The 24318-nt window shown below is 52.6% G+C and carries 26 protein-coding genes; 5 read left to right on the plus strand and 21 right to left on the minus strand.

The window, feature by feature from the left end:
- From mltG to E1189_RS17030, 9 genes are all read right to left on the minus strand, one after another.
- Positions 1-1053, minus strand: a complete 1053-nt coding sequence (gene mltG, locus E1189_RS16990; RefSeq protein WP_155161797.1) for an endolytic transglycosylase MltG — start codon at positions 1051-1053, stop codon at positions 1-3.
- The gene (gene pabC / locus E1189_RS16995) at positions 1046-1864 is read right to left on the minus strand and encodes an aminodeoxychorismate lyase (RefSeq protein WP_329602098.1); all 819 of its coding nucleotides are present in this window, start codon (positions 1862-1864) and stop codon (positions 1046-1048) included. The genes mltG and pabC overlap by 8 nt, the downstream gene beginning before the upstream one ends.
- Positions 1865-1899: 35 nt before the next feature.
- Positions 1900-3141, minus strand: a complete 1242-nt coding sequence (gene fabF / locus E1189_RS17000) for a beta-ketoacyl-ACP synthase II (protein WP_155161799.1) — start codon at positions 3139-3141, stop codon at positions 1900-1902.
- 150 nt (positions 3142-3291) lie between these two features.
- Positions 3292-3525 carry an acyl carrier protein gene (acpP, locus tag E1189_RS17005; protein ID WP_087111464.1) on the minus strand — a complete coding sequence of 78 codons (234 nt, stop codon included), beginning with the start codon at positions 3523-3525 and terminating at the stop codon, positions 3292-3294.
- Between the two features lie 157 nt (positions 3526-3682).
- Positions 3683-4441 (minus strand): 3-oxoacyl-ACP reductase FabG, encoded by a 759-nt coding sequence (fabG, locus tag E1189_RS17010; RefSeq protein ID WP_155161801.1) that lies wholly within the window; start codon positions 4439-4441, stop codon positions 3683-3685.
- Positions 4442-4486: 45 nt separating this feature from the next.
- Positions 4487-5413 (minus strand): ACP S-malonyltransferase, encoded by a 927-nt coding sequence (gene fabD / locus E1189_RS17015; protein ID WP_155161803.1) that lies wholly within the window; start codon positions 5411-5413, stop codon positions 4487-4489.
- A gap of 168 nt (positions 5414-5581) precedes the next feature.
- Complete coding sequence (gene plsX, locus E1189_RS17020) at positions 5582-6592, minus strand: phosphate acyltransferase PlsX (protein WP_329602094.1); 1011 nt, start codon at positions 6590-6592, stop codon at positions 5582-5584.
- Positions 6593-6609: 17 nt separating this feature from the next.
- Positions 6610-6789, minus strand: a complete 180-nt coding sequence (gene rpmF / locus E1189_RS17025) for a 50S ribosomal protein L32 (protein WP_155161806.1) — start codon at positions 6787-6789, stop codon at positions 6610-6612.
- 19 nt (positions 6790-6808) lie between these two features.
- Positions 6809-7351: a YceD family protein gene (locus E1189_RS17030; protein ID WP_155161808.1), complete on the minus strand. Its 543-nt coding sequence runs from the start codon at positions 7349-7351 to the stop codon at positions 6809-6811.
- A gap of 160 nt (positions 7352-7511) precedes the next feature.
- Here E1189_RS17030 and E1189_RS17035 point away from each other — a divergent pair, with 160 nt between their 5' ends.
- On the plus strand, positions 7512-8087 hold the full coding sequence (locus E1189_RS17035) for a Maf family protein (protein WP_155161811.1): 576 nt from the start codon (positions 7512-7514) through the stop codon (positions 8085-8087).
- 68 nt (positions 8088-8155) lie between these two features.
- On the opposite strand, the gene E1189_RS17040 is transcribed toward E1189_RS17035, so the two are convergent.
- Positions 8156-9118: a S49 family peptidase gene (locus E1189_RS17040; RefSeq protein ID WP_155161813.1), complete on the minus strand. Its 963-nt coding sequence runs from the start codon at positions 9116-9118 to the stop codon at positions 8156-8158.
- Positions 9119-9164: 46 nt separating this feature from the next.
- On the minus strand, positions 9165-10178 hold the full coding sequence (rluC, locus tag E1189_RS17045; RefSeq protein ID WP_155161815.1) for a 23S rRNA pseudouridine(955/2504/2580) synthase RluC: 1014 nt from the start codon (positions 10176-10178) through the stop codon (positions 9165-9167).
- A gap of 623 nt (positions 10179-10801) precedes the next feature.
- On the opposite strand from rluC, the gene rne reads away from it, so the two are divergent.
- Positions 10802-13906 carry a ribonuclease E gene (gene rne / locus E1189_RS17050; RefSeq protein WP_230460482.1) on the plus strand — a complete coding sequence of 1035 codons (3105 nt, stop codon included), beginning with the start codon at positions 10802-10804 and terminating at the stop codon, positions 13904-13906.
- 65 nt (positions 13907-13971) lie between these two features.
- Here rne and murB read toward each other — a convergent pair whose 3' ends face one another.
- Genes murB through E1189_RS17090 form a run of 8 tightly spaced genes read right to left on the minus strand, consistent with a single transcriptional unit; the run spans position 13972 to position 20736 of the window.
- On the minus strand, positions 13972-14997 hold the full coding sequence (murB, locus tag E1189_RS17055; RefSeq protein WP_329602095.1) for a UDP-N-acetylmuramate dehydrogenase: 1026 nt from the start codon (positions 14995-14997) through the stop codon (positions 13972-13974).
- Positions 14994-15158, minus strand: coding sequence for an arsenate reductase/protein-tyrosine-phosphatase family protein (locus tag E1189_RS17060; protein WP_155161817.1), 165 nt, complete (start codon positions 15156-15158; stop codon positions 14994-14996). The genes murB and E1189_RS17060 overlap by 4 nt, the downstream gene beginning before the upstream one ends.
- Positions 15155-15937 (minus strand): 3-deoxy-manno-octulosonate cytidylyltransferase, encoded by a 783-nt coding sequence (kdsB, locus tag E1189_RS17065; RefSeq protein WP_155161820.1) that lies wholly within the window; start codon positions 15935-15937, stop codon positions 15155-15157. The genes E1189_RS17060 and kdsB overlap by 4 nt, the downstream gene beginning before the upstream one ends.
- Positions 15938-15958: 21 nt before the next feature.
- Positions 15959-16138, minus strand: coding sequence for a Trm112 family protein (locus E1189_RS17070; RefSeq protein WP_155161822.1), 180 nt, complete (start codon positions 16136-16138; stop codon positions 15959-15961).
- Between the two features lie 36 nt (positions 16139-16174).
- Entirely contained in the window at positions 16175-17179 is a 1005-nt protein-coding gene (gene lpxK, locus E1189_RS17075) for a tetraacyldisaccharide 4'-kinase (protein ID WP_155161824.1), read from the minus strand.
- Between the two features lie 31 nt (positions 17180-17210).
- A complete protein-coding gene (locus E1189_RS17080) occupies positions 17211-17639 on the minus strand; it encodes an ExbD/TolR family protein (RefSeq protein WP_155161826.1) in 429 nt (142 codons plus the stop codon).
- Positions 17636-18319 carry a MotA/TolQ/ExbB proton channel family protein gene (locus E1189_RS17085; protein WP_329602099.1) on the minus strand — a complete coding sequence of 228 codons (684 nt, stop codon included), beginning with the start codon at positions 18317-18319 and terminating at the stop codon, positions 17636-17638. The genes E1189_RS17080 and E1189_RS17085 overlap by 4 nt, the downstream gene beginning before the upstream one ends.
- Before the next feature lie 56 nt (positions 18320-18375).
- Positions 18376-20736 (minus strand): DNA internalization-related competence protein ComEC/Rec2, encoded by a 2361-nt coding sequence (locus tag E1189_RS17090; protein ID WP_155161829.1) that lies wholly within the window; start codon positions 20734-20736, stop codon positions 18376-18378.
- A gap of 158 nt (positions 20737-20894) precedes the next feature.
- On the opposite strand from E1189_RS17090, the gene E1189_RS17095 reads away from it, so the two are divergent.
- Entirely contained in the window at positions 20895-21428 is a 534-nt protein-coding gene (locus tag E1189_RS17095) for a DUF2062 domain-containing protein (protein ID WP_155161831.1), read from the plus strand.
- Positions 21429-21479: 51 nt separating this feature from the next.
- The gene (locus E1189_RS17100; RefSeq protein WP_155161833.1) at positions 21480-21773 is read left to right on the plus strand and encodes a hypothetical protein; all 294 of its coding nucleotides are present in this window, start codon (positions 21480-21482) and stop codon (positions 21771-21773) included.
- 66 nt (positions 21774-21839) lie between these two features.
- Here E1189_RS17100 and lolD read toward each other — a convergent pair whose 3' ends face one another.
- Together lolD and E1189_RS17110 are read right to left on the minus strand one after the other, a co-directional pair.
- On the minus strand, positions 21840-22535 hold the full coding sequence (gene lolD / locus E1189_RS17105; protein WP_155161834.1) for a lipoprotein-releasing ABC transporter ATP-binding protein LolD: 696 nt from the start codon (positions 22533-22535) through the stop codon (positions 21840-21842).
- Positions 22528-23772, minus strand: a complete 1245-nt coding sequence (locus E1189_RS17110) for a lipoprotein-releasing ABC transporter permease subunit (RefSeq protein ID WP_155161835.1) — start codon at positions 23770-23772, stop codon at positions 22528-22530. Before E1189_RS17110 ends, lolD begins: the two co-directional genes overlap by 8 nt.
- Positions 23773-23898: 126 nt before the next feature.
- Here E1189_RS17110 and E1189_RS17115 point away from each other — a divergent pair.
- On the plus strand, positions 23899-24318 hold a 420-nt coding region (locus tag E1189_RS17115; RefSeq protein WP_329602096.1), incomplete at its 3' end, for a pseudouridine synthase.

Raw genomic sequence — 24318 nt, forward strand, 5'->3', positions numbered from 1 at the left:
CTAATTTTGCACCGTTGCCTCATTGGCAACAGGTAAAGGCGTACTCCGGTAATCATCACGCCTGTTCAACTGGTATTTTCTCACAGCTCTATTGTGTTCTGCGAGCGTTGTAGAGAATTTGTGAGAGCCATCGCCACGAGCTACGAAATATAGCGCCTTTCCATCGGCCGGGTGGAGCGCGGCATGGATAGATTCACGTCCAACAGATGCAATCGGTGTGGGCGGCAAACCATTAATACGGTATGTATTGTAGGGGGTATGCGTATTCAAATCCCTTCGACGAATACGGCCGTCATAAGCACTGCCCATACCATAAATCACCGTTGGATCACTTTGCAGACGCATGCCTTTTTGCAATCTGCGCACAAATACCCCAGCAATAACTGACCGCTCTGCAGGTACAGCTGTTTCCCGTTCAATAACAGACGCGAGCACCAGTGCCTCATAAGGTGTTTTATAGGGAAGTCCCTCCTGGCGCCCTTTCCACTCATCATTCAGCACATCCAGCAGACGCTGATGGGCGCGGCGGAGAATGGAAAGCTCGGTATCACCGGCTTCGAAATAATACGTGTCGGAGAAAAACAACCCTTCGGGAGACGGCGCACTAATTTTTAAAATCGCCTCAAGCTTGCCATCATCTGCTGCCAGCACTTTTTCCAGTCGGGTGTCCGACCAGTCCTGAAGATTCTCTGCCAGAGTTTTTCCTTCTACCAGAGTCACCGCATGCTGAATCACATTTCCTGAGGAGAGATGGTCAACCAGAGCAACCACCGTTGAACCTGACTCAATATTATATTCACCTGCCACAAGGCCTGTATCTTTGCCTGTTAAACGACCATAAGCCTTTAACAGCAGAGGCTGGTCGACCAAACCTTCTTCCGTTAAGCGATGAACAACACCGGAGAAATTCTCCCCACGCTCAACTACAAACTGGGTATCAGTATCAACAACAGGCTTTTTCAGCCAGGAGGAAACATAAGCATAGGCACCAGCTACAGAAGCAACAGCCAGTACTATCAAAAGAGAAACGATTTGAAGAACACGTTTAATCATTAAAGAGCTGAACTACCTCTTTTCGAAACTTTCGGGTCACCGGACCGGGAAGCCATGTTCGGCCAGCACATTCGCGCACAGGCCATATTCCCATCACACTATTGGCAAAAAATACTTCGTCGGCTTGCCGCACATCATCCAATGTGTACTGACCTACACGAAATAATACATTCTGAGAGAAAGAATCAATCAACCACTGCCGCATGACCCCTTCTACCCCACACAGGGAAAGATCAGGTACAAGGACATCTCCTGATGCTACCAGAAAAACATTACTCATAGTGCCTTCTATCACATTGTCGTGAATATCAAGCACCATGCCTTCTGCAAAATCCTGGGTAGTAAACTCCCCACGGGCAAGCACCTGTTCGAGACGATTCAGGTGTTTCAAGCCTGCCAGAGTTGGAGAATGACCGAGACGGGTTTCGCATACCTTCACTCTTACACCGTCGTTCACCCAATCATTAGCGGCCGGCGTTCTGGGAAATAAACCTAAAACAGTGCGCCCCTTTGCTCCGAGCGGATTGTATCCTCGCCCACCACTGCCACGGGTGACAGTAATTTTGAGCACACCATCTTCACAACCCTGGATAAAGCGTTCCACCTGCTGCTCAAGCGCTGGCATCTGCAAAGGCAAACGAAGACGGTCGCACCCCCTCTGTAAACGACGAAAGTGCAATAACTTCAGCGGCAGCCGCCCATTTACGACCCGAATCGTTTCAAAAACACCATCTCCATATTGAAAACCTCGATCAGAGACCGGTACAACATCAGCCGGCTCACCATCCACCAGAAACAGAGGAAGAGACACGCTCAAAATATCAGCCTATTGCAGTGTATTGCACGCTATTTATAACGGGAAAACGCCAGCGTGGCATTGGATCCGCCAAAACCAAATGAGTTGGAAAGCGCATGTTCAATGCGCATACAGCGTGAGCTGTGTGGCACATAATCCAGCACACAGCCCTCATCAGGATTATCAAGATTGATAGTGGGCAAAGCCACTTGCTCGTGGATGGACTGCGCTACCAATACTGCCTCCAATGCCCCGGCAGCACCAAGAAGATGGCCGGTCATGGACTTGGTAGAACTCATCGCCAGATGCTGTGCATGATCACCAAACACCCGCTCAACTGCCCGGGATTCCACCACGTCCCCTGCAGGGGTCGACGTACCGTGGGCATTGATATAGTCCACTTGATCAACATTCAGGCCTGCATCTTTCAAAGCTCCGGTCATGGATTGCATAGCACCATGGCCGTCTTCTGGTGGAGACGTCATATGATAGGCATCGCCACTCATGGCAAACCCACTGACTTCCGCAAGAATGTTAGCACCACGCTTTTGAGCATGCTCCAGTGATTCCAGCACGACAGCGGCAGCACCATCGGACAATACAAAGCCATCACGGTCTTTATCCCAGGGGCGGCTTGCCTTCTCAGGCTCACAATTACGGGAAGAGAGCGCACGAGCCGCAGAGAAACCAGCAATACCTACTTCCGCAGAGCCCTTCTCTGAACCGCCGGCAATCATGACATCCGCATCACCCCAGGCAATAGTCCTGGCAGCCATACCGATACAGTGAGTCCCTGTCGTACAAGCCGTTGTGAGGGCAAAGTTAGGGCCCCGGAGGTTGTACTGCATAGAAAGCCAACCCGCTACCATATTGGTGATAGAAGAAGGAATAAAAAAGGGTGAAACACGGCGAGGACCTTTTTTCTCCAGCAGGGAAACAGTCTCCTCAATAGTGGTGATACCGCCAATACCAGAACCAAAGGCAACGCCCGCTCTGGGGCTGAGGGCCTCATCAACCTCAAGGCCAGCATTCTGTATGGCCTCGATAGAAGCCGCCAGACCATATTGAAGAAACAGATCCATCTTGCGGGCATCTTTGGGATTAAGCCAGTCAGCCACCTGAAAGTCGTTAACAGCCCCGCAGATTTTCACGGGATAAGAGGATGTATCGAAGTGCTCTATCAGGCCAATACCGCTCTGCCCTTCTAAAAGTTTATCCCAGGTTGCCTGGAAACCTGATGCCAGTGGTGTAATAGCCCCCACGCCGGTAATAACAACACGTTTGCGGTTCATTTTTTTCTCCTGCAATATCCTGTTGCAGCAGGGCTATGGTGCCCTGGTCTCCTCACCCAAATAAAGAAAGGCCGCACTGTTTCCAGTCAGTTAAGAGCTGGTCATGTGCGGCCTCTTTGGAATTCTCGTCAAAGGATGACGTGAAAATGATTACTGGTGAGCAACTACGTAATCGATAGCTTCCTGCACAGTAGTAATCTTTTCAGCTTCCTCATCGGGAATCTCGGTTTCGAACTCTTCTTCCAGAGCCATCACGAGTTCTACCGTGTCAAGGGAGTCGGCGCCGAGATCTTCAACAAAGGAAGACTCATTGCTTACTTCCTCTTCCTTAACGCCAAGTTGCTCGCAAACAATCTTCTTGACGCGTTCTTCAATAGTACTCATGCCTTGCTTCGCTCCTATCTATTCCATGCAGACTGAACTGCGAAAGAGTAGTGTATATAAACGCTTGAATGAATTTCAAGCGGCTAATTCAATCAAACTTATCAATGCGAGTCTATAGCGTGATACCTTAGTTATGCACCTATGCATACGCCAAGTATCACCCCATATACATTCCGCCATTTACGTGCAAGGTCTCACCCGTTACGTAAGCACCTTCGTCGCCCGCCAAAAACGCCACGACACCAGCAATTTCCTTCGGATCACCCAGACGCCCAAGAGGAACTTGAGCCAGCAGATTCAAACGATGTTCTTCTGGTAAACCCCGGGTCATATCTGTATCGATAAATCCTGGGGCAACCGCATTTACGGTAATCTGACGGCTACCCAGTTCACGGGCCAGAGAGCGAGTGTAACCCTCAAGGCCTGCCTTCGCGGCAGCGTAGTTGGACTGGCCGGCATTCCCCATGGAACCAACAACGGAGCTGATGTTAATAATCCGACCCCAGCGTGCCTTCGTCATGCCACGAACACACGCCTTACTCATGCGATAGATGGAACTGAGATTCGTGTTGATCACACTGTCCCATTCATCATCCTTCATGCGCATCAGGATATTATCCCGGGTAATCCCTGCATTATTCACCAGAATTGTCGGGGCGCCAAATTTTTCAGCAATCTCTTTTACAACGGCAATGATGGATTCCGGGCTGGAAACATCCAAACACATACCTGTGCCCGCCACACCATTGTGAGATAAAACTTCAGCTATCGCAGCCGCACCAGACTCACTGGTTGCAGTACCAATGACCGTTGCGCCTGCAGCCCCCAGCCGCAGCGCAATAGCACGACCAATCCCCCGGCTGGCACCTGTGACCAAAGCCACCTTTCCAGACAGACCAGCATTATCCTGCTGCATGCCTATGAATCCTCCCATTAACTCAGATCAGCTTTTCTGCACATGTTATGCGTCAGGTAAGGCTGAAAGATTTTCCATCCCGACAACCGGCACAGAACGCTCAATTCGCTTCCCAAGCCCTGCCAGCACTTTGCCAGGGCCACATTCGTTAAACCCCGCTACACCATTCGAAACCATATAGCGCACAGATTCCACCCAACGTACAGGCTGACTCAGCTGACTCACCAGATTCGTACGGATCACATTGACATCATTCGCTACGCTTGCCGTCACATTCTGCACAACCGATATAGATGGCGCAGACAGCATAATAGAGTCAAGATCTTTTGCCAGACGTTCGGCCGCGGGCTTCATCAGGGCACAGTGGGAAGGCACACTGACAGGCAGGGGCATCACCTTACGGGCACCAGCCTCAGCAAATACGGTAGCCGCACGCTCAACCGCAACTGCAGAGCCTGCGATGACCACCTGACCGGGAGCATTAAAGTTAACGGCCGAGAGAACCTCACCGTCTTGTGCAGTGTCCTGGCACAGTTCGATAACCTTTTCATCGTCCAGCCCCAGCACTGCAGCCATGGCACCCTCACCCGGAGGAACAGCTTCCTGCATATAGATACCCCGGTTACGCACCAGATGTACAGCATCAGCAAAGCTCAACACTCCCCCCGCAACCAGCGCAGAGTATTCACCCAGGCTATGGCCTGCCACAAACTCCGGCTGTGCACCACCACGGGCCTGCCACAGGCGCCACAGGGCAACACTGGACGTCAGCAACGCTGGCTGGGTGTTTTCTGTAGAGTTCAATGCGTCTGCGGGGCCTTCGAGAATCATCCCTCGCAGATCGAAACCTAAAATATCGCTGGCTTCCACCAGCGTGTCGTTGACAATGGCTTCCTGAGCCGCAATTTCGGCCAGCATACCCACCTTTTGGGAACCCTGCCCTGGGAAGATAAAAGCAGTACTGGAACTCATTGGTTCTGAAAATCCTGTTACTGAAAAGGTTGAGCATCAAATATGAAGACATCGGCGTCTACATGATCGGGTACTCATTATAGGGAAATCGAAGTCGACAGTCGGTAAAAATATGTTGCACAGACATTGCTGCAAGGTAACAGAAAGGTGACATTCCTGTGCCGATAGCTAGAGCATCAACTCTAACCGCTCGTTTATATGCAGCACAGCGGATTGCTCCACAGCCTTCACAGCCTGATCTATTGCATACCCAAACTGTCGCTTATCTGAAGCGCCATGGCTCTTAACGACCACACCCTGCAAACCCAGCAGAGTGGCGCCATTAAACTGGGATGGATCTATTGCAGAGGACAACCCTTTAACAAACGGACGCACAAGCTTTAGCAGCAGCCTGCCCCTCCAGGACAAACCTTCTCCCTGAAGCAGCCTGGATACAACCAGACGGACGGCCCCTTCACTGGCTTTCAAGGCCACATTCCCCGGATAGCCATCACACACAACCACATCCACACGGCCAGAGAACAGATCAGTCCCCTCCACATAGCCGAAATAGTTCAGGCTTTCATGAGATTCCAGCAGCTGCCCCGCAAGGCGCACCCGCTCACAGCCTTTTATATCCTCTTCACCCACATTCAACAGCCCCACACGAGGCTGGGCAATACCATGCACCTCACTCATCATTAACGAGCCAAGCACGGCAAACTGGAGAAGCTGGTCAGAAGAACTGTCGACATTCGCCCCCAGATCAAGCAACAGGGTCTGGCCAGATGCAGACGGCACCTGCCCAACCAGTGCGGGGCGATCAATTCCGGGAAGGGTTTTCAGGAGATGGCGCCCCATAGCCATTAGCGCTCCGGTATTGCCGGCACTGACACAGGCCTGAGACATACCCATAGCAACCTGCTCAAGGGCAAGCCACATGGAGGAGTCCTGTTTACGGCGCAGAGCCAGAGAGGGGCGATCCTCCATAGTCACGGTCTGACCCGCATGCACGACGGTGACTCTGCCATCGTTATCGGAGGGGAAATTATTCTCTTTCAGGCTTACACGAATGAAAGAGGCATCCCCGACAAGCACCAGATGTAAATCCGGATGCCTGACAAGCGCTTCCTGCGCAGCCTGAATACGAGAATGGGGACCGCAGTCCCCACTCATCATATCCAGCGCAATGGTCTTCACAGGACCCAAAGCGTGAATTACTCGCCTTTGTCAGCGATAACTTTCTGACCACGGTAGAAGCCGTCTGCAGTCACGTGATGACGGCGGTGAGTTTCACCGGAAGCCGCATCTACAGACAGAGAAGGAGCGGTCAGAGCGTCGTGGGAACGACGCATGTCACGCTTGGAGCGAGTCTTACGATTTTTTTGAACTGCCATTGGAATAATCTCCTAAAAATCACTTGCCGGTTTTCAAGCCGGCCAGCACACTGAACGGGTTGGGGCGCTGGACGTCTTCGACATCCAACTCATCAGCACCGCCTTCCGGCAGAGTGCTGTATGTTTCCTGGTTGCTATGGCAGGTATCGTTCTCGTGGTAAGCGAACGCTGGCATATTAAGAATCACCTCTTCCTCAAGAAGGGGCAACAACTCAACAGCTTCGTCTTCCACAAACAGCGGATCGAGATTGGCCGGTAAATTCCGGGCCTGCTCATCGTTCCGTACGACTGCCATGTTGACACAGGCAACAAACTGAATCTCAGCCACATCAAGACAACGCTGACAAACCATGGAGAGGGTTGCTTCCAGTTCACCTGTTACCAGAGGCCGACGCTGTTCGTCCACCTCAAAGCGCAGGTTAACACTGATTTCAGCCCGATCATCAGCAAGCATGTCTTTGAGCCTGGGGCATGAGGCTACAGGCAAAACACCCTGCAGCTCGGCACTTTGATAAGCCAGCTTGCGGGGTGAAATATGCTTGGGTAACTGTCCGTTAAACATAAGCGCGCAATAATAGGGACATCAAAACTCGGTGTAAAGATGCAATACATGATTTCCACGCACCGGATTGACCCTATAGACTAGTGCACAATCGCTATTTTATATGCCACTCTATGGCGAAACTTTCCTAACATACCAGACAAAGCTTCAAAAAATCACCATGAAGATCATTCTGGCGTCCGGCTCTCCTTATCGCAAACGACTGCTTAAGCGCCTCAATCTCACATTTGCCTGCATCAGCCCGGACATTGATGAAACTCCACGCCCCGGAGAAACACCCAGTCAACTTGCAGGCAGGCTTAGTGAAGAAAAGGCACAGGCTGTTGCCAGGGACAACCCTGACAGCCTGATTATCGCTTCTGATCAGGTTGCCGTGCTAGGCCAAACCATTCTGGGCAAACCGGGAACAGAAGAAAGTGCCTTTAGACAGCTCAAGGAATCCAGTGAACGAACGGTTGAGTTTCTGACCAGCATCACGATTATCATTCCCAGCCAGAACAAACCTAAAACCTGTGTCGTTCCTTACAAGGTCAAATTCCGTTCGTTAAGCGATAGTGAAATCACACGGTACATTCAGGCAGATAATCCTCTGGATTGTGCCGGAAGTTTTAAGTGGGAGCAGCTGGGTATAAGTCTGTTTGAAGAGATGGAAGGAAGTGACCCAACAGCACTGGAAGGGTTACCGCTGATTACGTTGTGTAAGCTTTTGCGGCAGCGAGGTATCAACCTGCCCTGACAACTCACTGACCGTAGGCAAAACAGGGCTGCGACCCAAAAGCCACAGCCGTGTTATCCAACAAACAATCAGCGAACAACCGGCCCCTCAAGACCCAGCTGAACGCCAAGAGTCTCGGCAGCACTCGCCCCTATCTGGCGGGCAAAACGTTCAACGACACTTGGCTTGGAAGTGAAATCAACAATCTCTTCCACTCCGATCACCTCGCGGGCCACATAACCTGAACTGCCAAGCCCATCAACTAAACCAAGCTCAAGGGCCTGCTGCCCCGTCCAGATCAGACCTGAGAAAATTTCAGGATCATCTTTCAGGCGATCACCACGCCCTTCTTTCACCTTCTCAATAAACTGCTCATGAATATTGCGCACCGTACCACGCAGGTGCTGGGCAATTTCAGGATCTTCCGGCTGGAATGGATCACTCAAAGACTTATGCTCGCCAGAGGCATAGAAGCGGCGAGTCACCCCCACCTTTTCCATAACACCTTCAAATCCGAAGGTAGCCATGTAGGCACCGATAGAGCCAACAACCGAACCACGATCCGCATAAATCTCATCTGTAGCCGCTGCCATATAATAAGCAGCTGAAGCGCCCACATCTGCAATCACACCATAAACCTTCAGGTCGTCACGGGTAGCCTTCAGACGATTGACTTCATCGTACACATAACTGGCCTGCACCGGACTGCCCCCAGGGCTGTTAATACGCAGGATGACACCTTTAACCTTTTCATCTTCAAAAGCACGTCGCAGACCTGTCACGATAGTGTCCGCACTGGCAGGTTTACCTGCCGCAATGGGGCCGGAGATATCAATCAGCGCTACGTATTCGCTCGGGGCGGGCTTCCCTCCTTTCAGAGAGAAGGCCACAGAAGCGATAGCTGCAAACAGCCAGATAAAGAACAGAAATCGGAAAAATATACTCCAGCGTCTTGCACGACGCTGCTCCTGTGCAGCACTGAACAGCAGCTTTTCAATTAACTCACGATCTTCTGAAGCCATGGATTTTCCACCATCCTGGTTATCGGACATTTATTATTCTCCCGATGCTTTTTATTCGGGTGCAATCCTGAATATATCAGACCTGTGGCAATCCGTTGAGCACCTCCACCAACTCATCAGGCAGGGGCGCATCAAATTCTCGATAGCTGCCATCAGGAAGGTTAATACCCACCTTTGCCGCATGCAGAAAAAGGCGTTTCAGCCCTGCCTGCTCTGCAAGTTGTGCTGTGCGCTCATAACCATACTTGGAGTCACCCAGAATCGGATGCCCGGCATGAAGAGTGTGCACACGAATCTGGTGGGTGCGCCCTGTCTCAAGGCTTGCCTCAATCAGGGTGGACTCTCCATAGCGCTGCAGCACCTTAAAACGGGTACGGGATGCTTTGCCATCAGGATGTACGCTCACCATCCGCTCACCGGATTGCAGCACATTCTTTTGCAAAGGCGCCGACACTGCTGTCTTGCGGGCTGGCCAGCGACCATCTACCAGTGCGTTATAAACCTTCAGCATGTGATGTTCACGAATCTGGGCATGGAGATGACGCAGCATGCTTCTTTTCTTGGCAACCAGAAGACAGCCGGAGGTATCCCGATCAATGCGATGCACAAGCTCCAGAAAACGGCAATCCGGGCGTAACTGCCGCAAAGCCTCAATAACACCGAGAGTGACACCGCTACCGCCATGAACCGCCAGGCCACTGGGCTTATTAAGCACCAGAAGGGAATCATCCTCAAACAAGATGGCAGCCTCCAGCTTTCTCGCCACATCCATACCAGGAGCCACCGGCATTTTCGCTTCGGACACCCGAACTGGGGGTACACGTACTACATCGCCACTCTGGAGCTTGGTTTCCGCCTTGGCACGGCCCTTGTTCACCCGCACCTCACCTTTTCGGATTATACGGTAGATACGGGTTTTGGGGACGCCCTTCAGAACGTAACGCAAAAAATTGTCGAGGCGCTGACCTGCCTGATCCTCATCAACAGCGATAAAGCGAACAGCCGGGCTACCTGTATCAGACGTTTTGCGAGGGCGCTCAGGGGATTTTCGTACATCCGGACGGCCGGATTTAAAAACTTCATTTCTCATCCGCCAATGGTAACAGTTTTCCTGCAGTTTGAAGCACTTAGGAATAGCTGATATATTTCCAATACTGCTGTGAGCTGAACGTGCGCTACATAAAAGCTGCAGGCAATCACAGCAGAAATAGGTAACAAAGTGATAAGAAGTCCGTATTTTTGCACTAAGGTCATGGAGAAAATTGCCCTTATGGCAGTCCAACAGACCAGTGCCCTGTACGGCGCGCCTGACCGGATGATCCATCAGTTATCTCTGTCGGACATGCCCCTAAGGCACATTTACAGAATGGCGCAGAGAGATAGAAAGAGACTCTGCACTGCGAGTTAACCAGCGCTATCCAGATTGACTGGACGCTCCTATTACAAATTCAAGTAGTCAAGGGTTCAGGCACTCGATCCCTGCTGAGAAACGCCCAGATCATGTAAAGGCTTTAAAACTCGGCAACAGGTAAGACCTGAACCCTGGTTCGCCCAAGGCGAGATTAGCCCCTGAGCCGAAAGCGCTCAGGGCATTCCCTGTTGTGTGGAGTTCGTAAAACGAACACACCCCACAGCTTCAGGATGAAAAGAAGAATGAATAATAGGACGCACCAGGCATGAAGAGGATGGCCTAACAGATAGAACCGGATTTGCATGAAAAGAATGCTAATCAATGCAACTCAGCAGGAAGAGCTGCGTGTTGCACTGGTCGATGGCCAAAAGCTTTATGATCTCGATATTGAGTCTGGAGCACGAGAACAGAAGAAAGCCAACATCTACAAAGGTAAAATTACCCGCGTAGAGCCCAGCCTTGAAGCGGCTTTCGTAGACTTCGGCTCCGAGCGACATGGCTTCCTCCCTCTCAAGGAAATCTCCCGCGAATACTTTACCGGCAACCCGGGTTCCGGCCGTCCCAGCATCCGTGATGTTATTAAGGAAGGCCAGGAAGTCATTGTTCAGGTGGACAAAGAAGAGCGCGGCAACAAAGGCGCAGCCCTTACCACTCTGATAAGTCTGGCTGGTCGTTACCTGGTGCTGATGCCTAACAACCCTCGTGCCGGTGGTATCTCTCGCCGCATTGAAGGTGACGAGCGCACCCAGCTTCGCGAAGCTCTGGCCCAACTGGATATCCCATCCGAAATGGGTGTCATTGTGCGTACCGCTGGCCTGGGCCGTGACGCCGCCGACCTGCAATGGGATCTCAATTACCTGCTGAAAGTGTGGAACTCCATCAAGGACGCTACCCAGAACCGCCCTGCTCCCTTCCTTGTTTATCAGGAAAGCAACGTCACTATCCGCGCAGTTCGTGACTACCTGCGTCAGGACATCGGCGAAGTTCTGGTGGACAACCCAGTGGTTCATAAAGAAGCTCTGGAGTTTATCTCTCAGGTCATGCCTCAGTACCAGAACCGTGTGAAGCTTTACCAGGATGAAGTACCTCTGTTCAACCGTTTCCAGATTGAAAGCCAGATCGAATCTGCATTTCAACGCGAAGTGAAACTGCCTTCCGGTGGTTCCATCGTTATCGATCCTACCGAAGCTCTGGTCTCTATCGACATCAACTCCGCTCGCGCAACCCGTGGCGGTGATATCGAAGAAACCGCACGCAACACCAACCTGGAAGCGGCAGAAGAAATCGCCCGCCAGCTGCGTCTGCGTGATATTGGCGGCCTGATCGTGATCGACTTTATCGACATGAGCGCCAACAAGAACCAGCGCGACGTTGAAAACAAGATGCGCGAAGCCTTACAGATGGATCGTGCCCGCGTTCAGCTGGGTCGCATCTCCCGTTTCGGCCTGCTGGAAATGTCCCGCCAGCGCCTGCGCCCTTCTCTGGGTGAAACCAGTGGCATCGTTTGCCCACGCTGTAACGGTCAGGGCACCATCCGTGACATTCACTCTCTGGCACTGTCGATTCTGCGTCTGGTTGAAGAGGAAGCACTCAAAGAGCGTACATCTGAAATCCGCACCACAGTCCCTGTAGCCGTCGGCACATTCATGCTGAATGAAAAGCGTGACATGATCAGCCGCATTGAGAAGCGCAGCAACACCCGTGTACTGGTGATTCCTAACCCTCACATGGAAACACCACACTTCGAAGTACAGCGTCTGCGTGATGATCATGTCGGTGAAATCCCTGCCAGCAGTCTGGAAATCAGTAATGAAATCCAACCAGAAGCTCAGGAATACCTGCAGGACAAGGAACTTCAGAAGACTCCCAAGGCCGCTGTCAGCAACATTACCCCCAACCAGCCTGCCCCTGCCCGCAAACCCACTTCCCAGGCGGCTCCACAAGAGTCTGGTGGCGGCCTGCTGAAAGCGATTGCCAAAACCTTCGGCAACCTGTTCTCAGCTCCTGAAGAGGAAGTGAAACCTGAGCCAAAGGCCAGGCAACAGCGTCAGGACAAGCCTCGTCGTCAAGGCAGCAACCGCAACGAAGGCCGTGACAGCCGCGGTGAAGGTCGAGACAACCGTCGCAATGATCGCGGACGTAGCAACGACCGCCGTCGTGATGATCGCAACACCCGTAACGAGCAGCGCAATGCTCGTAACGAGCAACGCAACGAACAACGTGATGGCCAGCAGGAAGAGCGTCAGAACCGTCGCCAACCTCAGCGTCGCAACGAACAGCGTGGCGATCAGCAGGAGCGCCGCGATCGTCGTCGTGATGACCGCCGTCAGCAGCAAGACGAACGTCAGAACGAAGCCAGTACCTCTGAATCCATGAACCGTCCGCAGCAAAACACTGCCACCGGTGATCAGGAAGAGAGGCGCCGTCGCCCACGCAACCTACAGAACCGTCGCCGCAACAACCGTCCATCCCAGCGGGATCGCGCCCCTGTTGAAGCACAGAAAACTCAGGAAGCTGCCGTACCTGTTCAACAGGAAAGCCAGCATCAGAAGCCTGTCGAGCAGCCAGCACCTGCACAGCAGAAGCCACAGAGAGAAGCTCCAACCAAGGCTGATGCCGCCAAACCTGCTGAAACCAGGCCTGCAAAAACTGAAGCTCCTGTCGAAAAGACAGAAAGTAAGCCTCAGCCAGCCGCTCCTGCAGCTGCCCCAGCTGAAAAACCCGCGGCTGCCAAGCCACAGACTCCCGTACAGGAAAAGCAGGAAAAAACCGCTGCACCTCAACAGGACACCAGGCCAGCTCCTGCGGAAAAGCCAGAAGCTGTACAAGAGGCCAGGCCTGTAGAAGCCGCTCCCACAAAAGCGCCTGAGACAGAAGCCTCTGAAGCTAAGGCAGAGAAGCCTGCTGCGGCCGCAACTCCTGCACCAAAAGTGGAAGAGAAAAAGGCACCTGCTGTAGAAAAAACTGTTGCAGAGAAAGCTCCTGAAAAGGCTGCTTCTGAAAAAGCAGAAACCGAGGCTGAGCCAGCTCCACGCCGTCGCCGTCGCGCATCCCGTGCCGCCAACGACCCTCGTGAGATTCGTCGCCGTCGTCTGGAAGAAGAAGCAAAGGCCAAGGCTGCTGCGGAAGCACCTAAGCCAGTGGAAGCAGCCAAGCCTGTGGAAGTGCCCAAGCCTGCTGCCACTCCAGCACCGGCTGCAGAAGAGAAGCCTGCACCTGCAGCGGCTCCGGCACCTGCAAAAGCTGAGAGCGCGCCAGTTAAGCCTGAGCCTGCCCCTGCTCCCACCAAGGAAGCACCTGTTCAACAGGAAGCTGCTAAGACAGAAGCTAACGCTGCTCCCGCAGCACCCGCTGAAGAAAAGCCAGCAACCAAAACGACTGACGAACCTTTCAACCCTGCTCAGTAATCTCTACTGAGGCAAAAAAGCCCCGCTAACTCACGTTGGCGGGGCTTTTTTTATAGGCAAGAAATCTAATAGACTCGGGGTTCCCTCTCAAGCAATACTCCAAAACGCTCACGTACAGCCTGTTGAATCTCTTCAGCCAGAGCGAGAATAGCCTGCCCATCAGCTGAACCATGATTCACCAGCACAAGGGCCTGATGCTTATAAACACCCGCTCCGGATTCACGAACAACGCCTTTAAACCCACAATGCTCAATCACCCAGCCAGCTGCCAGCTTCCAGCGCCCGTTTCCAGCAGGAAACAGTACGATATCCGGCTCTGTTTTTAACAGTTCCTTATAGTGACCATCACAAATCACCGGGTTTTTGAAGAAGCTACCCGCATTACCCAAGTGCTCAGGAGAAGGCAGCTTGGCATTACGAATACGGCAGATGACATCACTCACCAGCTGCCCGGTAACAGGCTGATCTCCTGCCTCCTGCAAAACCTCTTTCTGAAGATGGCCGTAACCGAGGCATGATTCAAAGACTTTTGACAGAGAAAGGGTTACAGAAGTGATCACGTAGCGATCCCGCAATTCACCCTTGAACACCGAATCCCGGTAGCCAAACTGGCACGCGTCAGCATCCAGAGAAATCACTTCCCCAGTGGTCACATCCATAGCTTGCAGTGAGTGAAAAACATCTTTGATTTCGACGCCATAGGCACCGATATTCTGAATAGGAGCCGCACCCACACAACCGGGAATCAGGGAAAGATTTTCAATACCATACAATCCCTGATCCAGAGCCCAGCGCACAAAACCGTGCCAGTTTTCACCGGCACCGGCTTTCACCAGAACACGGCCGTTACTCTCTGTAGTTTCACAGCCGGTTATGGCGACAAGAATCACCAAACCTTCGTAGTCGCCACTGAACACCACATTACTGCCTTCACCCAAAGGGCAAACCGGTAGATTTTCAGCCTTCGCCCATAGCAGCACTTCGCTGAGTTGTTGTTCAGAAGTGACACGGGTCAGATACCGTGCAAAGCAGGAAATCCCCATGGTGTTATGGGGTTTAAGATCAACATATTGATCCACTTTAACATTCACAATTCATCATCCCTGAGGCGGGCAACCAAAATGTCCGCTGCTTTTTCAACCAGATCGGCTTGATCCACCTTAGCCTGTAAAACACCATGGGCCAGAGGAGAGCGACAGATATTATCCAGACAAATCAGCAATACCCGTTTTCGATAGCCGCCGTTTTTCACACCACAGCCTCTTCACACTGCCGGGATGCATAAACAACCCGAACGCGCTCAAGATCAGCCTGAGTATCCACACCAGCAGGAGGCATCTCACAGGCTTCGGCTACATGAATGCGATCACCGTTCCAAAGAATACGCAACTGTTCCAGACTTTCTGTGACTTCAAGAGGGGATTCTCCCCAAGTGACAAAGCGGTTCAGTAAACCCACGCGGTAGGCATAAATACCCAGATGACGCTGATGCAAAGCACTGTTGCCCACACTTTCACGGGTTGCAGAAAAGTGATCACGATCCCAGGGCATGGGCGCACGGCTGAAATAAAGAGCAAGACCGGTCTGATCGGATACCACCTTAACAGCGTTAGGGTCAAACAGTTCCTCTGCTTCGGTAATACGGTGAGACAGCGTTGCCACCGATGCCTGCACACAAGCTTTCAGGTTTTCAGCCACCTGATCAATCACCGCTGGAGGAACCAGAGGCTCATCACCCTGCACATTCACCACAATGTCATCTTCAGCGAAATTGTATTGGGTCACCACTTCCTGCAAGCGGTCAGTGCCCGTGGGATGGTCTGCGCGGGTCATGCACACTTCGGCACCAAAGCCCACAGCAGCGCTCTGCACCTGTTTATCGTCGGTGGCGATAATGATGCGGGAAGCCTTGCTACGGGAGGCTTGTTCCCACACATGCTGAATCATGGGCTTGCCTCCAATATCAGCGAGAGGTTTGCCTGGCAGGCGTGTGGAGGCGAAGCGGGCGGGAATAATTACGGTATAGGACATAAAAAGAGACGGGTTCCGGCCTTAAAGGCGCTCATCGGTGGTCAGGGTGCGCGCTTCAGATTCCAGCATCACCGGAATCTCATCCTGAACGGGAAACGCCAGCCCACAGGGGCGACAGATTAACTCATCCTGCTCGCATTCATGCTTCAAATCCCCTTTGCACAGGGGGCAGGCCAGGATTTCAAATAGCTTTTTATCCATGAAATCACCACTAGTAAGCACCGGTTACAGCCGGATTCAGAGGTTAGATAATCGGCCCAGTACTGTAGTCCAGAAGGACTCCGGAAGCTGGGCCTCAACTGTGAGATACCACCAGTTGTCCCGGGCAAAGGGCCGACACTTGATTGCGTCTTTGGCGGTCATTATAACGGTTCCGTCCCCAAGGGACGACAGATCATCAACGACAAAGCTGTGATGATCGGGAAAAACATGGGGATGCACAGTAAAGCCCTGCTTTTCCAGGGTTGAGAAGAAACGTTGAGGGTTACCAATTCCGGCGACTGCGTGAACAGCGTCACCACTGCCACCCGTAAAGTCACGGGATTTACCATCAACGGGTAGAACCTGTGACGATTTAAGAGTCATTAAAACAGGGTCAACGGGCAATGCTCTCTGGCAGGGGCCATTGGTCACCACCAAATCTACATCCCGTAATCGATCACCGGACTCCCGCAGCGGCCCTGCGGGCAGACAGTAACCGTTACCGAGCCCTCTTGTGCCATCCACCAGTGCGATCTCCAGATCCCGGTGCAGGCGATAGTGCTGAAGCCCATCATCACTGATCACCAGATTGCAGTCCGTCACATCTAACAGGTGCCTCACCGCCCGCTGGCGATCAGCATCCACGACTACCGGCACACCAGTCAGTTCTGCCAGCATCACCGGTTCATCACCACACTGTTCCGGGTCACTTCCCACGCCAACCAGCACAGGGGATGAGCTTTTGTTAGAGGCATAACCCCGGCTGATCACACCCGGCCGATAACCTTCCGCAACCAGCCTTTTTACCAGCGCCGCCACCATAGGCGTTTTACCGGTGCCACCAGCAGTTACATTACCCACCACAATGACAGGCACCGGCGGTTTCCATGGGGGAAACTGCCGAAAGTTTTGATAGCGCCTGGAGGCTTCACGCTTAACAAGGGCTGCCAGAGGAAGGAGAGGTAGCAAAGCAAAACTGAGTTCAGGTCTGTACCAGGCCTGAACCAGTTTTTCAGAAAGTGCGTGTGTAAAGCGGGACAAAAAAATCAGTACCTGTTGCGACGAATATCAATCAACGCGTGTTTTTTACGGGCTGCTGGGTAGCAATACTGAGTTTGGAAAATCCAAGCTCACCCGCCGCCTCCATGGCGACAACCACAGACTCATGGGGTGTTTTGGCATCAGCCGTTAACACCACCGGACGGGTAGTATCGCCACTGGCAGCACGCTCCAGAGCGGCCTTCACAACCTCAAGGCTGTTACCTGGCAGAACCTGACCAGAGATAGCATACACGCCGGTCTGACTGATCTCGATACTGATTTCCCGCCGTTCTTTCACTGCAGTGGTCACCTCCGCAGCTTCCGGCAAATCCACTTCCAGCCGGGATTCCTTGGTAAATGTGGTGGATACCATAAAGAAGATCAGCAGCAGAAAGACAACGTCAATCAGCGGTGTCAGGTTTACACTCACCTCCTGAACAGGCTGGCGGCGAAACCTCATGCCTTCACACCCTTGTTAGACGTGTTCTTACCGGCACTCTTGGTCGTACCGTTTCCCATCTCCTTGAAATCAACCTGACGCTCACCCTGTACAACTTCAACCAATCGGGTTGCATCCTGTTCCAGGGTAACAACCAGCTCGTCCACACGACGTACCAGAAAGCGATGGAAGATGACTGCAGGAATCGCCACACTCAAGCCCGCTGCAGTGGTGACCAGCGCCTTGGAAATACCCCCCGCAAGAATCGCAGCATTGCCACTGCCTTCCAGCATAATCACGGTGAATACGTCGATCATACCAATCACCGTACCCAACAAACCTAACAGTGGGGCAATAGCTGCTACTGTACCCAGAGCATTCAGGTAGCGCTCCAGCTCGTGAACCACCTTACTGGCAGCCTCATCGATACTCTCTTTCATGATCTCACGGCCATGGCGTGCATTGGCCAGTCCGGCAGCCATGATTTCCCCCAGAGGAGAGTTCCGACGCAGCTCTTTCAGTTTGTCATTATTCAGATCGCCATCCTTAAACCACTTCCATACCTGGGGCAGAAGGTTCTTAGGCGCAACTTTTTCCCTTCGCAGAGCCCAGAAACGTTCGATAACAATGGCCATAGCCAGCATAGAGCAGAGGACAATCGGCAGCATCAACCAGCCACCAGCTTTAAACAGTTCGAACACCTGTGGTAACACCTTGTTATGATGGGAATCGGCTTGTAAAAGCAATTTCGCTCACTTTACCACAACCTCCGAGCCAGTCTACCAGCGTGGGACGGAACAGGCTCACAGTTTTCAAGCTGTCGACCATCAGGCAACAATCGCCGCCACCAGCCTCCTGACTCTCCCCGATAACATTTCGCTGTGATACTTTCAGCGTGCCCCAGCAGGTAGGTTTGTGTGCCCGTTTCGGCCGTATTCAGCAGTTTCACATGCCGTTCCCTATAACGCCCCACAACCCGTTTTGATGGGTGATGAAAACGATTGTAAAAACCCGCCGAGACTGCGCCATACTCCGGTTTCACAACGTCGAGAAAAATATCGGAAGAAGAAGTGTCACTGCCGTGGTGGGGCACAATCAAAAGCTGGGCTTCTAACTCACTGCCATACTCTTCCACCAACAGTTTCTCACGGCGGCGGGTAATATCCCCCGCCAGCAGTGCACACTGTTCACCGGTACACACCTTCAACACACAGGAACGGTCATTAACCGGCAGGCTCTCAAACTCCTGTCCTGCCCCAAGAGTGAGAAACTCCACACCATTCCAATGCCATTTCCAGCCAGGCAGACAGTATGCGAAACCCTGATCGTCCGGTGCCATGACCTCAGCATGAGGGAAATACTCTTTCAGAACATCAAGACCGCCGATATGGTCGCGGTCACTGTGGGAAACCAAAACCTTATCAGGTGCCATAATTTCAGCCTGCTTCAGATAAGGAAGAATCACCGCACCGGCCGCAGTAAAGTGGGGGGAGAAACGATCACCAGTATCGTAAACCAAAGTATGATCCCGAGTACGAACTACCACCGCCAGCCCCTGCCCCACATCCAGCACAGTGATGTCTGCTTCGCCCTCATTCAGCTTTTTTATATTCGGAAAAAGCCATGGCAGAAAACAGGCCAGCCCCAGCCAGCGCCAACCCAAAGCCCGTGGGGTTAACAGTAGTAAAACACCGGTAAGAACAATTGCCAACTGCCATAGGGATGGTACTGGAACACTGAATCCCTCAGGGCCAAACTCAACAAACCACTGCAGCATTCTCTGCCACCACTCCAAAGCAACCGCTACAGCCTTGAGAACTTCGATGCCTGCCGGTTCCCAGAACACCGAAAGCCCTAATCCAACAAACATCAGCGGAATAAGCAGCGTACCCACCAGAGGAATAGATACAAGGTTCACTAGTGGAGAAAGCCAGCTCACAGGCTGATGCATACAGGCCAGTACCGGTGCCAGCGCAAGCGCCACAACAATCTGCGCCGAAAACACCCGGCTTAGCCTGAGAGAACCTTTGCGATAACTGAAGGCATACAGTAACGCAGCCACCGCCAGAAATGAGAGCCAGAACCCATAAGCCGTCACCGCCAGTGGCTCAATAACAAGCACCAGCCACAGGGCAAGAAGATAAACCGTAAGTAAGGGAAGACGAAAACCAAAACCCAGGGCAACCACTCCGGTAGCCAGCATAATCAGTGCCCGTTGCACCGGCAGACCAAACCCGGCCAGACAACCATAGAGAACAGCCATTCCCAACCCTGCTGCCATAGAGAAATACGGCAATGGCACGCGGTAAACAGGAATCACTCCAGCCAGCACCAAAAGCCGCACCACACCCCAGCCAAACAGGGCAATCAAGCTGATATGCAGTCCGGAAATCACCAGCAGATGCACGGTGCCTGTCTTACGAAACAATTCCCAAACTTCGGGCGGCATACCTCGTGTATCCCCGAGAAGCAGTGCCCGCACCATGCCACCGCCTTTTTCAGACAAGTGCTCCGCCAGCCAAAGACTTAACCGATTGCGCAGGCCGAGAACAGAAACACCACGAGCTTCAGACAGCAAGAGGTTCTCCACCTGCTCTCCATCACGGACATAGCCTGTTGCCGTTATGCCCTGCCGCAGTAAAACTGTTTCATAATCAGAGGTTCCGGGGCTGGCAAAACCGTGGGGACGCTTTAAACGCACACACAGCTGCCACTGCTGGCCTGGCTTCAACTCCGGCGCGTCAAACCAACTCAGGGAAAGCAGCCCTTTAAAATGTGATTCGTGCTGATTAAAAGTTCCCAGAAACTGAAAGCGCCCACGCCCCTCCCTGATCGAAGGCAGATTAACGATTTCACCCGTAATCAGCACATTCTGATTGCTGCAACTCTCCGGCAGCCAGCCCTGATAACGATACAGCTGGCTCCAGCCTCCATAAACACTCCCCACTATCAGTGCAACCAAGGTCATCCACGTCACTGCAGGGAACGATTTACGGGCAACCAATGTCAGAAGCAACAGGCAAAACACCAGCACAGCCACCGCGACAGGTGAGAAATCTGTAAACAGGCAGGGAGAAACCATTATGCCCACGGCCGAAGCGGCCAGTACCTGCCACATAAGCACCTGTCACGTATGGAGAATAAACAGATTTCAGGGCATACTGCTGTGCTGCCTGAAAAGCCTGAATCATAGACTATTTTGTTGTTCAGGCAGGCTCAGTTAGCAGGCTGCTGCAACGTTGTGAATTATCAAGGAACAGGCCTACTCTATTCGGCATGGCAAGGAAATTGATTCAACGGTATTTACCGGACCCCGCCCAAATCAGGGATAACAAATCTCTGAGGTTTCTGGGTGACCACATTCTTAACCCCAATCTCTGGCATATGAATCGCCGGTCGGTTGCATCGGCGTTTTTTGTTGGGATTCTGGTTGCCTTTATCCCTATACCCTTTCAAATGGTGGTATCAGCCTGTCTGGCGCTGATTATCCAGTGCAACCTGCCTGTATCCGTCGCTCTGGTGTGGATAACCAACCCAGTGACCATGCCTATCATGTGGTACAGCACCTATAAAATTGGCTGCTTTATTCTGCAAACCCCCGTCGCAGCCCATACGGGCTTTGAGGTGAGCGTGGAGTGGTTCACTACAGAATTCAGCCGAATCTGGATGCCTCTCTATCTGGGCTCCTTCCTTACAGGACTGTTTTTTGCCATTATCAGCTACATAGGCATACGCCTGTTCTGGCGCTGGCATATTATCCGAGCCTGGAGGCAGCGGCAAAAAAGACGTAGCCGCTCTGCCAGCGTCTAGAAGGCTCCATTCTGTACTTTTATCTGAAACAAAGTTATTAACGAGCGCATCATGAACAGAAGCAACCGCGGCTTTAGCCGTCGCAAGCCAAAGCTGCAGGGGCGGGGAAAACTGGAAAATGTGATTTCCGACGGCCCACACAGCGACTGGCTGGGCATGCCGGATTACTACATCCACACCCTGACCGTTGAAGGCGAAGAGTACAAGTACCTCAGCGCCGAAAAAAATCTCGATGTAAATGTGGGTGATCTGGTCTGCTTCCGTTACCAGGAAACCACCAAAGAGAAGCGTATCGACAAACGCTCTCTGGGCATTGCCATTGATCCGGCAACCCTGAATCTTTAAAACCAGATAACAAAACAGGCCGCACTCTCGAAAGAATGCGGCCTTTTTGTCTCTGAGACAGAAGCCTTACTCTTCCAGCAACTGCCCATCCACCAGCTTCAACACCCGATCCATCTTACCGGCCAGCTCCGGATCATGGGTCACCACCACAAACGCCGTGTCCACCTTTTCCGCCAGCTCCAGCATCAGCTTTTGAATACGCTCAGCCGTGTGAATATCGAGGTTACCGGTCGGCTCATCCATTAATACCAGAGACGGCTTTGCCACCAGTGCACGGGCAATGGCCACACGCTGACGTTCCCCACCGGAAAGCTCTGAAGGCTTGTGAGTCAAACGCTTTCCAAGGCCCACTATTTCCAGCAACTCTTTAGCACGATTTCGTGCTTCGGATACAGAACAGCCCTTGCGCAGCATCAATGGCATGGCCGTATTCTCCAGGGCGGTAAACTCCGGCAACAGGTGGTGAAACTGATAGACGAAGCCCAAGTGGCGATTACGCAGCTCCCCCCGCTCCACATCACTCATAGAGGCCATATCCTGACCGGAAATCGCTACACTGCCGGAGGAGACATTATCCAGCCCCGCCAGCATATTCAGCAGAGTGGTTTTACCGGAGCCGGAGCTGCCGACAATAGCCACCCGCTCACCACGGCGCACTTTGACATTGATGCCGTTCAGGACAACCAGCTTTTCCGGGCCTTCGTCGTAAACCTTGGTCAGTTCGTCACAAGCCAGCACAACATTATTCAAATCATCACTCATAACGCAGCGCCTCAGCCGGTTGGGTTTTGGCTGCACGCCAGGAAGGATAAAGAGTGGCCAGGAAGCTCAGGCCAAGGCTTGCCACACACACCGTAATCACATCGGACCACAGCAGCTCAGAAGGCAGATAGCTGATGAAATACACATCAGCGCTGAGGAAGTGAATGCCAAACAGCTTCTCGATAAAGCCCACCACCGTCGCCACATTCAAGGCAGCAATCACACCAAGAACAGTCCCCATCAATGTGCCCACCACACCAATCACAGAACCCTGCACCATAAAGATCGCCATAATCGTTCTTGGCTTGGCACCAAAGGTTCGCAGAATGGCGATATCCGCCTGCTTATCAGTCACCACCATCACAAGGGTTGCCACGATATTGAAAGCTGCCACGGCGATAATCAGGGTCAGCAGCAGGCCCACCATTGTCTTTTCCATCTGAATAGCCTGGAACAGACGTCCCTGGGTGCGGGTCCAGTCACTCACGTAATAGCGCCCCGGCAACTGCATGGCTGCATCCCAGGCCAGGCGTGGAGCCTGAAACAGATCGGTCATTTTCAACCGCAGCCCTTCCACACCACTCTGGTAACGCATAAACCGTGCAGCATCATCAATATTGATATAAGCAAGAGAGGCATCCAGATCAGCACCTACAGCAAACAGGCCAGATACACGGAAGCGTTTCATGCGGGGGAACACACCAGCAGGGTTCACAGAGGCATCCGGCAACACAACAGTCACCATATCCCCTACGGAGACACCAAGAGAACGGGCAAGCAGCTCACCCAGCACAATGCGGAACTTACCCTGTTGCAAATCCTCAAGGCTGCCTGCCACCATGTGGTCAGGAAGAATGGACACTGTACCTTCCAGCTTCGGATTGATGCCGTAAAGCATGGTGCCTTTTACCTCCCCGCGGGCAGTGAGCATGCCCTGCCCTTCAATGTAAGGGGCGGAGGCCTCAATACCGGGAATGGCTTCAACGGTTTTCTTAACATCCTGCCAGTCGGTGAGCTCACCGTCGGCGGCAGAAATGGTGGCATGGGGAACCATGCCTAAAATCCGCTGACGCAGCTCCCGGTCGAAGCCGTTCATCACCGACAGCACCACGATCAGCACCATCACGCCAAGCACCAGCCCAGCCATGGACATCCCAGAAATAAACGAAATAAAGTGATTCCGTCGTTTAGCCCGCGTGTATCGCAGGCCAATAAAAAACGGCAGGGGTCTGAACATTCCCGCTCCAGTTCCCGTGAATATGAAAAGAAAGCATTATGCCAGAGAAACATTTCGCCGTCGCCACACCAGGGATTAGCAAAACCCATACCCAGGCCTCATAATGCGCACCCATTTCCAGCTTTTGTGACCTGCCTGACTATGCGTCTGGATCGTTTTATCTGTGAGTGCACCGACCTCACCCGCTCCACTGCCAAAAAAGCCCTTCACCGTGGCGACATCACCATTAATGGCCAAGTGGTAAAAAACTCGGGATACCACGTCAGCGACAGCTGCGATGTACGCTTGCTGGGCCAACCTCTGGTTCACGGTGGCGAGCACTACATCATGCTCAATAAACCAGCAGATACCGTCTGTTCCAATGTGGGAGAAGCGGGCTACGCCTCGGTGCTCACTTTGCTGGACCTTCCTAAAGCAGACACCCTGCAAATCGCAGGCCGGCTGGATGCCGATACCACTGGCCTTGTGCTGATCACCAGCGATGGACAATGGGGACACAAAGTCACCTCCCCCAGAAAAGCCTGTGGCAAACGCTATCGGGTATGG

The sequence above is a fragment of the Parendozoicomonas verongulae genome (assembly GCF_009711465.1).
GTDB classification, from domain to species: domain Bacteria; phylum Pseudomonadota; class Gammaproteobacteria; order Pseudomonadales; family Endozoicomonadaceae; genus Sansalvadorimonas; species Sansalvadorimonas verongulae.